14 protein-coding genes and 2 pseudogenes are annotated in these 11,552 nt (G+C 69.8%); 9 read left to right on the top strand and 7 right to left on the bottom strand.

Annotated elements, in window-relative coordinates:
* Positions 1-7 precede the first annotated feature (7 nt).
* The 4 genes from C1I99_RS00605 to C1I99_RS00590 all read left to right on the top strand — a co-directional run bounded on the left by C1I99_RS00605 (position 8) and on the right by C1I99_RS00590 (position 3,885).
* A complete protein-coding gene (locus tag C1I99_RS00605) occupies positions 8-892 on the top strand; it encodes a GNAT family N-acetyltransferase (protein ID WP_111132188.1) in 885 nt (294 codons plus the stop codon).
* A gap of 246 nt (positions 893-1,138) precedes the next feature.
* The gene (locus C1I99_RS00600) at positions 1,139-2,272 is read left to right on the top strand and encodes a S1 family peptidase (protein WP_111132187.1); all 1,134 of its coding nucleotides are present in this window, start codon (positions 1,139-1,141) and stop codon (positions 2,270-2,272) included.
* 203 nt (positions 2,273-2,475) lie between these two features.
* A complete protein-coding gene (locus C1I99_RS00595; RefSeq protein WP_233512233.1) occupies positions 2,476-2,991 on the top strand; it encodes a SigE family RNA polymerase sigma factor in 516 nt (171 codons plus the stop codon).
* A gap of 6 nt (positions 2,992-2,997) precedes the next feature.
* Positions 2,998-3,885: a hypothetical protein gene (locus C1I99_RS00590; RefSeq protein ID WP_111132186.1), complete on the top strand. Its 888-nt coding sequence runs from the start codon at positions 2,998-3,000 to the stop codon at positions 3,883-3,885.
* Between the two features lie 160 nt (positions 3,886-4,045).
* Here C1I99_RS00590 and C1I99_RS00585 read toward each other — a convergent pair whose 3' ends face one another.
* On the bottom strand, positions 4,046-4,273 hold the full coding sequence (locus tag C1I99_RS00585) for a hypothetical protein (protein ID WP_111132185.1): 228 nt from the start codon (positions 4,271-4,273) through the stop codon (positions 4,046-4,048).
* Positions 4,274-4,579: 306 nt separating this feature from the next.
* On the opposite strand from C1I99_RS00585, the gene C1I99_RS00580 reads away from it, so the two are divergent.
* Positions 4,580-5,539 (top strand): zinc metalloprotease, encoded by a 960-nt coding sequence (locus tag C1I99_RS00580; protein WP_111132184.1) that lies wholly within the window; start codon positions 4,580-4,582, stop codon positions 5,537-5,539.
* A 102-nt stretch (positions 5,540-5,641) separates the two neighbouring features.
* Here C1I99_RS00580 and C1I99_RS00575 read toward each other — a convergent pair whose 3' ends face one another.
* Both C1I99_RS00575 and C1I99_RS00570 read right to left on the bottom strand, forming a co-directional pair.
* On the bottom strand, positions 5,642-5,908 hold the full coding sequence (locus C1I99_RS00575) for a hypothetical protein (protein ID WP_111132183.1): 267 nt from the start codon (positions 5,906-5,908) through the stop codon (positions 5,642-5,644).
* Positions 5,905-6,141, bottom strand: a complete 237-nt coding sequence (locus C1I99_RS00570; protein ID WP_111132182.1) for a DivIVA domain-containing protein — start codon at positions 6,139-6,141, stop codon at positions 5,905-5,907. Before C1I99_RS00570 ends, C1I99_RS00575 begins: the two co-directional genes overlap by 4 nt.
* 423 nt (positions 6,142-6,564) lie before the next feature.
* On the opposite strand from C1I99_RS00570, the gene C1I99_RS00565 reads away from it, so the two are divergent.
* Positions 6,565-6,774, top strand: a complete 210-nt coding sequence (locus C1I99_RS00565) for a winged helix-turn-helix domain-containing protein (RefSeq protein ID WP_111132181.1) — start codon at positions 6,565-6,567, stop codon at positions 6,772-6,774.
* 82 nt (positions 6,775-6,856) lie between these two features.
* On the opposite strand, the pseudogene C1I99_RS00560 reads toward C1I99_RS00565, so the two are convergent.
* Positions 6,857-7,519, bottom strand: a pseudogene (locus C1I99_RS00560) (helicase-related protein); the annotation flags it as partial.
* Positions 7,520-7,550: 31 nt separating this feature from the next.
* Here C1I99_RS00560 and C1I99_RS00555 point away from each other — a divergent pair.
* Together C1I99_RS00555 and C1I99_RS00550 are read left to right on the top strand one after the other, a co-directional pair.
* Positions 7,551-7,796, top strand: a complete 246-nt coding sequence (locus C1I99_RS00555; RefSeq protein WP_233512232.1) for a toxin HicA — start codon at positions 7,551-7,553, stop codon at positions 7,794-7,796.
* The gene (locus tag C1I99_RS00550) at positions 7,796-8,140 is read left to right on the top strand and encodes a type II toxin-antitoxin system HicB family antitoxin (RefSeq protein ID WP_111132233.1); all 345 of its coding nucleotides are present in this window, start codon (positions 7,796-7,798) and stop codon (positions 8,138-8,140) included. Before C1I99_RS00555 ends, C1I99_RS00550 begins: the two co-directional genes overlap by 1 nt.
* On the opposite strand, the pseudogene C1I99_RS00545 reads toward C1I99_RS00550, so the two are convergent.
* From C1I99_RS00545 to C1I99_RS00535, 3 genes and pseudogenes are all read right to left on the bottom strand, one after another.
* Positions 8,127-8,384: pseudogene (locus C1I99_RS00545) on the bottom strand (hypothetical protein); the annotation flags it as partial. The gene C1I99_RS00550 and the pseudogene C1I99_RS00545 sit on opposite strands and share 14 nt — an antisense overlap.
* A complete protein-coding gene (locus C1I99_RS00540) occupies positions 8,336-8,779 on the bottom strand; it encodes a type II toxin-antitoxin system HicB family antitoxin (RefSeq protein WP_111132179.1) in 444 nt (147 codons plus the stop codon). The gene C1I99_RS00540 and the pseudogene C1I99_RS00545, both read right to left, overlap by 49 nt.
* A gap of 48 nt (positions 8,780-8,827) precedes the next feature.
* The gene (locus tag C1I99_RS00535) at positions 8,828-10,507 is read right to left on the bottom strand and encodes a DNA repair helicase XPB (protein WP_111132178.1); all 1,680 of its coding nucleotides are present in this window, start codon (positions 10,505-10,507) and stop codon (positions 8,828-8,830) included.
* 170 nt (positions 10,508-10,677) lie between these two features.
* On the opposite strand from C1I99_RS00535, the gene C1I99_RS00530 reads away from it, so the two are divergent.
* The gene (locus C1I99_RS00530) at positions 10,678-11,550 is read left to right on the top strand and encodes a L,D-transpeptidase family protein (RefSeq protein WP_111132177.1); all 873 of its coding nucleotides are present in this window, start codon (positions 10,678-10,680) and stop codon (positions 11,548-11,550) included.
* Positions 11,551-11,552: the final 2 nt, after the last annotated feature.

The following is an 11,552-nucleotide window of genomic DNA, read 5'->3' as shown; positions in this document are numbered from 1 at the left end:
AAGGATCATGGTGGACCGGACAGACGTGGGCGTGGACGACCTCACCTGGAAAGAGTTCGGCGAGGACCACCTTGCGGCGCTGACCGAGCTGGCCGAGGCGTGTCTGGCCGCCGACGGTGGGTTGCCGCTGTTTGCCCGTCCGCCGCTGCTGCGGGCGCGGCTGCTCCAGAACCGTACGCTCGGTGCCTGGCACGGGGGCGGCCTGGTTGCGGCCGTCAGCGTCGGCGCCGGTCGCGTACCGGCCACCGGCACCGGCCTGGTGCATCCGGACTGGCGCGGGCGGGGTCTGGGCAGCCGGCTGTTGAGCTGGGCGGGCGAGCAAGCCGGCGACGCCGACCTGCTGATGACGACCGAGTCCTGGAGCCTCGGCGGCGAGAAGCTGTTCACGGCACGCGGCTTCGCACGGATCTTCCTGGAGTGGGTGCTGCGGCACGACCTGGACGCGCTCCCCGACGCGGCCCAACCGGACGGGATCCGCACCGCACCGGTGACCTGGGCGGCGGGTCCCGAGCTGTTCGCCACGTACCGGGCGTCCTTCGCGGACCGGCCCGGCTTCGTGGAACCGGCGGCCGAGGAGTGGTTGGCCGAGTTGCGGGACGACGACGGGTACCGGCCGGAGCTGTCCCTGATCGCCCGCGCGACGGACGGCGTCCCCGTCGGCTTCCTCAACGTCATCGACAACTGGGTCGACCAGGTGGGCGTTGTGCCCGACTGGCGGGGTCGGCGGGTCGGGGCGTACCTGGTGGCCACGGCGCTGCGGTCGCTGTCCGCCGACGGCGCCCGGGAGGCGTGGCTCTGCGTGAACGACGACAACCCGGCCGCCGGGCTGTACCGGCGACTCGGCTTCCGCGACGCCGGCCGCCGCGCCCGCTACCTGCGCCGCCGCTCGTGAGCGTCGCCGACGGTGGCCTGATAGAGCGGCGGGCTTGACTCGGCCCCGAGCGTGCCGAGGGCGTGTCCCGAGGAGTCGGCCCAGCATTCGATCCCAAGTGATGCATGTACAAGGATTGATGTCCTATAACAGGGGACATAGAGTGATTGCACTGCGTCATCCCCCGAACGACCAGGTCTCAATCCGCCAACCAGCTGCTGAGCGATCGAGCGCATCCCCCGCGCCGGCAAATCAGAGGGAGAGCAGATGACAAAGACCCGAGCGCTTCGCTTGTCCGGCGTGGCCCTACTCATCGTTGGCGCGTCCATGGTTGTCGGGCCGCCCGCCTCGGCCGACATCCCCTTCAACGTCGCGGTGGAGCGCGACCTTGGCCTCAGCCCGCGACAGGCGGAGGCCCGGTTCGCCCAGCAGGACCACGCCTCGGCCATCGAGAGCAGGCTGCGTGACACACTCGGCGCGGCATTTGGCGGCGCGCACTTCGATCCGTCGACCGGCAAGCTGGTGGTGGGCGTCACCGATCCGGCCATGACGGCTGTGGTGCGGGCTGCCGGCGCGGAAGCCACCGAAGCGCGCTACTCCCAGCGAGAGCTGGACGGGATCAAGTCCATGTTGGACGAAACCGACGCGCCTGCCGGCGTGACCGGCTGGTACGTCGACGTCTACCGCAACCGGGTCGTGGTGGAGGTGAACCGGGCAGCGGCGACCCGGGAGACCAGCGCGTACCTCGACCGGCTGCGGGCGCTGGGTCCGGCTGTGCGGGTCGCCGAGGTGACCTCCTCACCGAGGGCGTTGTACAACGTACGCGGCGGTGATGCCTGGACCACCCTGGCCTGGCGATGCTCGGTCGGGTTCAGCGCGACTGGCAGCGGTGGCAGTAGGCACTTCGTCACCGCCGGGCACTGCACGCAGGGGGCCGGCCCGGCCTACGGCTACAACGACGAGCAGATGGGCAGCCTCGGCGGCAGCACGTTCAGCCTGTTCGGTGACTATGGAAAGGTCGACGTGACCAGTGCGGCGTGGACCCTGGCCGGCACGGTGAACAGGTACGGCGGTGGCGACATCGCGGTCAAGGGATCCACCGAGGCGCCGATCGGGGCGTCGGTGTGCCGGTCCGGGTCGACCACGGGTTGGCACTGCGGCACCATCAAGGCCAAGAACCGGACCGTCATCTACATCAACGGCGGCGCGGTAGGCGGGCTCACGCAGACCGACGCGTGCGCCGAGCCCGGTGACTCCGGCGGCTCGTTCATCACCGGCACCGGGCAGGCCCAGGGCATGACCTCCGGCGGCTCCGGTGACTGCACCGACGGCGGCGAGACGTACTTCCAGCCGGTCAACGAGGCGCTCACCGCGTACGGCCTGCGGATCGTCACCAGCTGAGGCCCGCCCAGCTCAACCTGCGGGCCGGCGACCGGCCCCTGGTCTACGCGGCCGAGCGTGAGCAGCCACTTCAGCGGCTGCTCGCGCTCGGCCGCCGGCGCGTCTGCTGATCCGCGCCAACCTGGGCCGGACCTCCCAGGGAGCGAATCCGGTGATCCCGCGATCCCAGACAACCTTCTGCGCCACGGGCACGTGTTAGGGGCGTGACCGACAAAACGCAGCCACTGTCCGCGGCGGACCGGTCGTACGTCGCGTTCGTCGAGGTGGCCTGGCAGCGACATATCCGGCTGGCCATGCTGCTGACCGGCGACCGGTGGCGGGCCGAGGAACTGCTCCAGGACAGCCTGGTCAAGGTGTACGAGCGGTGGCGGCGGCTGTCGCGGCTGGACGACCCGCACGCCTACCTTCGTCGCGCCCTGGTCAACAACCACACGTCCGGCTGGCGACGGCGTCGCCGCGAGAGTCTCGTCGCGGACGTCCCCGACCGGGCCGCCCCGGGCGACGTCGGCCCGGACGCCGTCGTCCTGCGCCGGGCGCTGATGTCGCTACCGGCGAAGCAGCGTGCGGTCGTGGTGCTCCGCCACTACGAGGACCTGACCGAGCGCGAGGTCGCCCAGGTGCTGGGCTGTTCGCTGGGCACGGTCAAGAGCCAGAACGCCCGGGCACTGGACAAGCTTCGCCACCTTCTCGATGAACCCTCCTACGCGGTAAGCAGGTGACCAGTCATGAACATGCTTGATGAGCAGCTCGCCCACCGGCTGCACGACATCGTCGACGGCGAACCGGAGTCCGTACCCCCGGTGAATGCGCTGCTGGATCGTGGTCGGCGGGCACGCCGGCGCCGGACGACCACGCTGGTCAGTGCGACGTGCGCGCTGCTGGCGCTGGGCGTCGCCTCGGCGGCGACCGTGGCGACGACGCCGACGTCGGGCCGTCCGGGCGTCACCGCCGAGGGGCCGTCGCAGCCGGGGACGGTCTCGCCGGCGATGGAGCTGGTCTCGGCCGTCACCGCCAGCGAGAACATCAGTTACCGGATGCGGCTGACCTACTCGGGGCCGGGCGGCCTGACGTACGAGGGTGCGTTCGACCCGAAGACCGCCACCGGGTACGTCCGCGCGCCGCAGGACGATTCGGTCATGACCGAGCTCCTGATCAACGGCATCAGGTACGTCGGCGGGGAGCCGCCGCTGGGCAAGCTGCCGGCCGACAAGGGCCCGGGCGAGACGTACGGCCGCTACGGTCAATACCCGGGCAAGTACGATCGGCTGTCCCTCCACGACGACGGCAGCGGAGTCCTGGGTGCCGCCGCACCCGACCCGGCGGCCCTGTTCAAGGCGTTGAAGAGCGCGAACGCGACCATCACCGAGAATCCGGACGGCACGCTGCACTTCACGTACACCACGGAGCAGGAGAAGGGGTCGAGCACGACGATCGGTGACGTCACGCTCGACCGCGACGGCCGGATCGCGGAGGTGGCGCTCACCGTCAGGTGGCAGACGACGGCGAAGGGCCGGCTCGACAAGGGGACCATCACCTCGAAGCTCGAACTCTTCGACTACGGCGTCACGGTGACGGTGAAGCGCCCGATCGACGTTGTCATGGTCAAGAAGTAGTCCCGTACCAGGGACGACCCCTGACCGGTTGGTGGTTTCCCGTACGGCGACGAGGTGCCCGCGGCCCGACGGTCGCGGGCACCTCCGGTCAGAGGTCTCCCGTCGGTGCCGGTGCAGGCGGCGAACCCGGACGAGTCGGTGAAGCGGTCCGTCAGCACACTCACCTCCCGCCAGCGACGGTTCGTCCACGGCGCCACTTGGCGGCGTACGGCAGCGCGAACAGGTACAGGCCGGTGAACAGGAGCAGGGCGAGCGGGAGCAGCGGCACGTAGGACACCCAGACGACAGGGTTCTCCTGTGCCAAGGCGATAAAAGTGACGATGACGGTCACCGTGAAGGCAATGGCCAGCCAGCGGTGGATCTGCCGAACCCACTTGTTCGCGTTCAACGCGACCTCCTCATACGACGAGCAACCCCAGGCCCCGGCGACCTGCCGGGTGGGATGTCCATGGCGGCCACGCTAGGTGCGGCCCGGTGCCGGGTGCTTCTCGATTCCTGACCGGTCCGGCCACGTGCTCGGCGACGGACCCGGGCGGGCGCAGGGCGACACGTGACCCGCTGGCAGCGCACAATCCCCAGGTCTGTTGTCGGCGTCACCGACGTGGTCTCATACCGGGAAGACGACGCCCTGACCTGGTCATGGCAAACCCCGCGTCGTTTCCGCACCGGCATCCATCCCCTGAAAGGTGCACCGATGCACAGGAGACCGACCTTCCGACTGGCATTCCTCACCGCCACCGCCGCGACGTTCCTGGCGTCCGGTGGCGCCTACGGCGCGGTAGCGGCAGCACCCGTGACCGTCTCCCCGGGTGTCGAGGCGTGTGAGCCGGGTGCCGACGAGCACAGCGTGGCCCGGGTGGCGGAGGGCGCCACCGCCAAAGAGCCGGAGTTGTACTCGAAGAACGAGGCGAACGCCTACGGCGTGATCAAGGATGCGCCGCGCCTGGCCAACGGCAGCGTCACCGTGCCGACGGTCTTCCACATGATCTCCGACCACCCGCTCACCGCGGCCGAGACGGCCAGGTGGAACACCATGATCGCGGACCAGATGGAGGTGCTCAACGACTCCTTCGCGGGCCGCACCGCGCCGGACGCCTCCGACACGCCGTTCCGGTTCGAGCTCGTCGACACCACGTGGACGACGAACAGCGACTGGTACACCGTCGTGCCGGGGAAGAACGAGCGGGACATGAAGAAGGCGCTGTACACCGGCGACGCCCGCACCCTGAACGTGTACGCGGCGAACATCGGCGGAGGTCTGCTCGGCTGGGCGTACTTCCCGAAGGGTTACAACAACGGTCGGGACTACATCGACGGCGTGGTGATCCTCGACGAGTCGATGCCGGGCGGAACGGCGGGCAAGTACGCCCTCGGTGACACGCTGACGCACGAGGTCGGGCACTGGCTGATGCTGGAGCACACGTTCGCGCACGGGTGTTCCGCTTCCGGCGACTTCGTCGCGGACACTCCGCGGGAGGCGGCGCCGCAGTTCAACTGCCCGGTGGGCGCGGACACCTGCACCGCACCCGGGCTGGACCCGATCCACAACTTCATGGACTACACGCAGGACTCCTGCATGAACATGTTCACCGCCGGACAGGCGGACCGGATGAGCGACGCCTGGGTGGCGTTCCGCGCCGGTGGCGTCAAGTAACCAAGCCTTGCTGGGGTTGACGGGTCGCGGTGAGCGGCCCGTCACCCCCTTTCCTTTGTGGGCCGGGCGTGCCTGGCAGGACATCCGCCAACCCGCCCGTCCTCATCGGCGGTCGAGCCAGGGCGCGCGCCGCGAGCAGGGCGCGGTGTCGTCGGACGGCAGGGCACACCGCGCGCCGCCGGGCAGCGGCCGGTCGCAGAAGACCCAGTGGCGTACGCCCTGCTGGTCCTCGGCCGAGACGGTCACCCCGCCCGGCTCGACCCGGGTGCTGAGCCGGGCCAGCAACCGCGCGGCGGTCCGGGCGAAGATCTGCGCGCGGTGCAGGTCGGGCGCGGTGACCGGCAGGTGGATCACCCAGCGGTCGGTCACCGGTAGCGGTGGTTCGCCGACTGGGCGCTCTGCCACGCGCGCAGGGCGTTCTTGATCCGTACGTTCTCTTCCCGCACCGAGGCCAGGGCGGTCTGCGCGACGGTGAGTTCGTCGGCCACCTGATGCAGGAAGGCGCGGATCTCGACCGGGTCGAGGCCGCGACGGCGGACGTTGAAGCACCGGTCGCGGATCTGCCAGGGCCGGATCCCTTGTGGCGGGCGGACATCTCTCATCGGACGTCGTTCCTCGTGTCGGCCCCTCAGCCGACGGATCAGGTTGCGCACGGTGACCGCCCTTCGTCGGATCGCGTCGAAATGGAGGGGGCGGCCTCCGCCGGTTGCGGTCGGCGGAGGCCACCCCGCCCTGCCACCGCAGCCTCGATCGGCGGTACGGCAGCAGGGCCGCGCCGGGGGAGCGCGGAGGGTGAGGTCTCGGCGGCGATGCGAAACCGGTACGAGAGGCGCCAACCGACCGCAGCGGCACCGCATCACCGAGAGCGACGCTATTGCCATCGAGTCACCTATGTCAAGCATGTCTCCGAGTCATCTACCCACCTATGTCACCCGTGCTACGTGCGTTGCCTGTTCCGCAGCAGTTGATCGATACTGGGCGGGCCAACCGACTGCAAGGGGCCTGACGTGCCTATTCCGCCCACAATGGACGAGCTGCTCGACGATCTCCTAGGAAAGATCAAGAACGGGACGTATCCGCCCGGTTCTCAGCTGCCATCCGGGCGGGCGCTGGCAGATGAGTACGACGTCTCGCAGTCCACGATCAGTCGGGCGGTGGCGAGGCTACGGCAGCAGGGTGTGCTGGTCGGCCGGCCAGGCCGCGGCGTATTCGTCGCGGAGGCCGGCCGGCGCTGACCCGCGCTGGCCGCCGGCCGCCACCCGAATGATCAGCTTCCTGCCCTAGAGGCGTGCAACTTGTAAGCGCGTGCCCGCACCATGCCGGGCGCTTCGGCCCGAAGATGTCGTTGGCGTCCACGATGATGTACGCGTACCCCTGCTCAGCCAAGAACCGCTGCCGGTGCGCCGCGTACTCGGTATCGATCGTGCCCCGGAGACCACCGTGTAGAAGTGCGCCTGCCGCCCGTCGGCCTTCGGCCGCAGCACCCGCCCGAGCCGCTGCGCCTCCTCCTGCCGCGACCCGAACGTTCCCGACACCTGAATCGCCACCGCCGCCTCGGGCAGGTCGATGGAGAAGTTGCCGACCTTGGAGATGACGAGGGTGCGCAGCTCGCCGGAGCGGAACGCGTCGATCAGCCGCCTTTCGTGGTGGAGCCCTGCATGATCGGGGCGTTCAGGTATTCGCCGATTGTTCGCCCGGGTGCCGGTCGACCAGGGCCTTGACCACCGGGAGCTTGGTGCGGGCGGTCGCCGCCATCCGGTAGCGCTCCTCCGCCTCCGCCGTCGCGTACGCCATCCGCTCCGCGTCGGTCAGTGTCACCCGGACCTCGGTGCACTCGGCCGGGGCGATCCAGCCCTGCGACTCGATGTCCTTCCACGGCGCGTCGTACCGCTTCGGGCCGATCAGGCTGAACACGTCGCCCTCCCGGCCGTCCTCGCGGACCAGCGTCGCGGTCAGCCCGAGCCGGGTGAAGCGTTGCAGCTATGGTACTGCCGGCAGTACCATTAGCCGTGTGCCCTCCATAGACAAGCTCGTTGCAGCGATGCGGAAGAACCAACAGAACATCGCCTACAACGATCTCTACGGAGTGTGCGAGCACTACTTCGGGAAGCCGCGGCAAGCCGGCACCTCCCATGCGGTGTTCAAGATGCCCTGGGCGGGCGACCCACGCGTCAACATCCAGAACGACAAGGGCAAGGCCAAGGCATACCAGGTGCGGCAAGTGCTCAAGGCGATCGACAAGAAGGAGGCCATGTGATGCAGACCGATCCCCATCCTGAGGTGTCCCACTACACCTACCGCGTTACGTGGTCCGCCCAGGACAACGAGTTCGTCGCCACCTGCGCCGAGTTCCCGTCTCTCTCGTGGCTGGCGTCCTCTCAGATCGAGGCTCTGCAAGGGCTCCAGGACCTGCTGCGTGAAGTGATCGCGGACATGGAGGAGCAGGGCGAGCCCGTGCCGCAGCCGTTCGCTGAGCGCAGCTACTCCGGCAAGTTCAACCTCCGCGTCGGAGAGAGCCTGCATCGCGAGCTCGCCATCCAGGCCGCCGAGGATGGCATGAGCCTCAACCAGTACGTCCTGCGAAAGCTCAGGGCTGCCTGACCAACGCGGGTCGGTCGACGCTCGGGAGCTTCGGGCCGAGGACGTCGTCGGCGTCGACGATGGTGTACGCGTACCCCTGCTCGGCGAGGAAGCGCTGCCGGTGGGCGGCGTGCTCGGTGTCGATGGTGTCCCGGGAGACGACCGTGTAGAAGTGCGCCTGCCGGGCAGGGCGTTTCGGTGCCGGAGATCGTCGCATCAAGCGGCGACGGTCCCGTGGTCCTGCTTGAGCCTGGCCTTTCCGCCCTTCCTGATCTTGCGGGCATCACCGGCTGCGGCCTTCTGCGGTGCAAGCTGCGACACGCGCTGCGGGGAGATGCCAAGGAGCGCGCCCGCATCGCGGACCGTGTAGCCCTTTGCGAGTAGTGCGCGTGCGGCGGTGACAGTCGCCTCCTCGGCGGACTCTTCGGCCTTGCGCAGGGCGCTGCGGGCCTTGCGGGCGCGGGTCACCTCTTGCGGCAGGTCAGGCTGTACGTCGACGTCGAAGCTGTGCGGGTCGACGTCGAGCATGAGGGCGATAGCTTCACGTGCCATCTCTTCGACCTGGTCGAGACGACGAGCCTGGGAGAACACGCCCTTGATCTCCGGCACGCTGATCGCCCACCAGTCGCCCGAGCGTACGCATCTGGCGGTGTACTTCATCAACGACGCCCCCCTTTCACCTCAAGCCCAGGAGCCGAGGGGCCCCATTCAATCGATCGTCGGGAGCTTCGGGCCGAGGACGTCGTCGGCGTCGACGATGGTGTACGCGTACCCCTGCTCCGCGAGGAAGCGCTGCCGGTGGGCGGCGTACTCGGTGTCGATGGTGTCCCGGGAGACGACCGTGTAGAAGTGCGCCTGCCGGCCGTCGGCCTTCGGGCGGAGCACCCGGCCGAGCCGCTGCGCCTCCTCCTGCCGGGAGCCGAACGTGCCGGAGACCTGGATCGCCACAGCTGCTTCGGGCAGGTCGATGGAGAAGTTGCCGACCTTCGAGATGACCAGGGTGCGCACCTCGCCGGAGCGGAACGCGTCGAACAGCCGCTCCCGCTCCTTGTTGGTGGTCGAGCCCTGCACGATCGGCGCGTCCAGGTATTCGCCGAGCTGGTGCAGCTGGTCGATGTACCCGCCGATCACCAGGATCTGCTCGCCCGGGTGGCGGTCGACCAGCGCCTTGACCACGGGCAGCTTGGTGCGGGCGGTCGCCGCCATCCGGTAGCGCTCCTCCGCCTCCGCCGTCGCGTACGCCATCCGCTCCGCGTCGGTCAGTGTCACCCGGACCTCGGTGCACTCGGCCGGGGCGATCCAGCCCTGCGACTCGATGTCCTTCCACGGCGCGTCGTACCGCTTCGGGCCGATCAGGCTGAACACGTCGCCCTCCCGGCCGTCCTCGCGGACCAGGGTGGCGGTCAGGCCGAGCCGGCGGCGGGCCTGGAGGTCCGCGGTGAACCGGAAGATCGGCGCGGGCAGCAGGTGCACCTCGTCGTAGACGACCAGACCCCAGTCGCGGGCGCCGAACAGGTCCAGGTGGGTGAAGGCGCCCTTACGGCGCGAGGTGAGCACCTGGTACGTGGCGATGGTGACCGGGCGGATCTCCTTGCGCTCGCCGGAGTACTCGCCGATCTCCTCCTCGGTCAGCGAGGTGCGGGCGATCAGCTCCCGCTTCCACTGCCGGCCGGCCACCGTGTTGGTGACCAGGATCAGCGTGGTCGCCTTCGCCTCCGCCATCGCCGCCGCGCCCACGAGGGTCTTACCGGCGCCGCACGGGAGCACCACCACACCCGACCCGCCGGCCCAGAACGCCTCGACCGCCTCCCGCTGGTACGACCGCAGCGTCCACGGCTTCCCGCCGTCCTTGCCGGCCTCGGCCAGCTCGATCGGGTGCGCCTCGCCGTCGACGTACCCGGCCAGGTCCTCGGCCGGCCAGCCGAGCTTCAGCAGCGCCTGCTTGAGCCGGCCCCGCTCGGACGGGTGCACCGCGACGGTGTCGTCGTCGATCTTCGCGCCGAGCATCCCGGCGAGCTTCTTGCTCTTGGCGACCTCGACCAGCACCACCCGGTCCAGCGCGCGCAGCACCAGCCCGTGCGCCGGGTCGTTGGCGAGCTGGAGCCGGCCGTACCGGTCCATCGTCTCGGCCACGTCGACCAGCAGCGCGTGCGGCACCGGGTAGCGGGAGTACGTGATCAGTGCGTCGACGACGCCCTCCGCGTCGTGCCCGGCGGCCCGGGCGTTCCACAGCCCCAGCGGGGTCAGCCGGTAGGTGTGCACGTGCTCGGGCGAACGCTCCAGCTCGGCGAAGGGCGCGATGGCCATCCGGCAGGCCTGCGCGTCGGGGTGGTCGATCTCCAGCAGCAGGGTCTTGTCCGACTGCACGATCAGGGGTCCACCGCTCACGCCAGCGCCTCTCCTCCGCCTCGGGGATGCCGGCCCGCAGCTCAACCGCCGCCTGGCCGACCATCCAGTGTTGCACGCATGTCGCGCAGACGGAGAAAAGTGCCGACGGGATGCAACCGTGGCGCCGTCTGGGACGTCTAGCAGAAGAGCGGCCTGCCAGGGGAGGTCTCATGATGCATGTCCGGTTCGGGGTCCGCATCGTCGCCCTGGCGCTGGTCACGTTGGTCGGTGCCGGCGCGTGCGCGTTCGACCGGGGGGCCGATGGAGGTGGCGGCGGGGGAGCCGTCCCGGTCGGTGCCGCGGAGCAGGTAACGGGGGCGAGCGGTACGCCCGGGCCGGACCAGCGGGTCCGGCCCACCGGGCCACCGTCCACCCCGGCCGCGAAGCCCACCCGGAGCACGCTGAAGCCGACCCGCCCCGCGGCGAAGCCGAGCAGCTCGGCCCCCGCCGCGGGCTGCCCGCAGGGGGAGCGCCAGCGCGAGGTGGAGGCGTACCTGGCCCGGCTGGGCGGGTTCGGCACGATCAGCGTGGACGGCCGCCAGTCCGCCGCCGACTGCGCCGCGATCAAGAAGTTCCAGAAGCGGTACGACATCCGCCCGGCCCACGGCCGGGCCGGCCCCACCACGTACGACGTGGCGAAGCGTCTGGCCACCACCGACACCAGCCGGTGCGGGGCCGGCGCCGGCACCACCTTCTGCATCGACCTGACCCGGCAGACCACCTGGGTGATGCGCAACGGGGAGGTGCTCGTCAAGCCGACGGTGACCCGGACGGGAATGCCCGGCTACCGCACGCCGGCCGGCACCTTCACCATCAACTACCGCAACATCAAGGAATGGTCCGACCCGTACGAGGTCTGGCTGCCGTACTGGCAGCACTTCACCCGGGGGATGGGCTTCCACGAGACCACCACGTACCTCCACAACAAGGCCATCGGCTCGCACGGCTGCGTGAACCTGCTGCACGCCGACGCGGTCCGCTACTGGAAGCTGGGCAAGGTGGGGTCCCGGGTGGTGTTGATCGGCCGGCGCCCCGGCACCTGACC

The organism is Micromonospora deserti (assembly GCF_003236335.1).
GTDB lineage: Bacteria > Actinomycetota > Actinomycetes > Mycobacteriales > Micromonosporaceae > Micromonospora > Micromonospora deserti.
The sequence above is the reverse complement of the archived record's forward strand: the minus strand, read 5'-3'. Positions and strand labels throughout refer to the sequence as shown.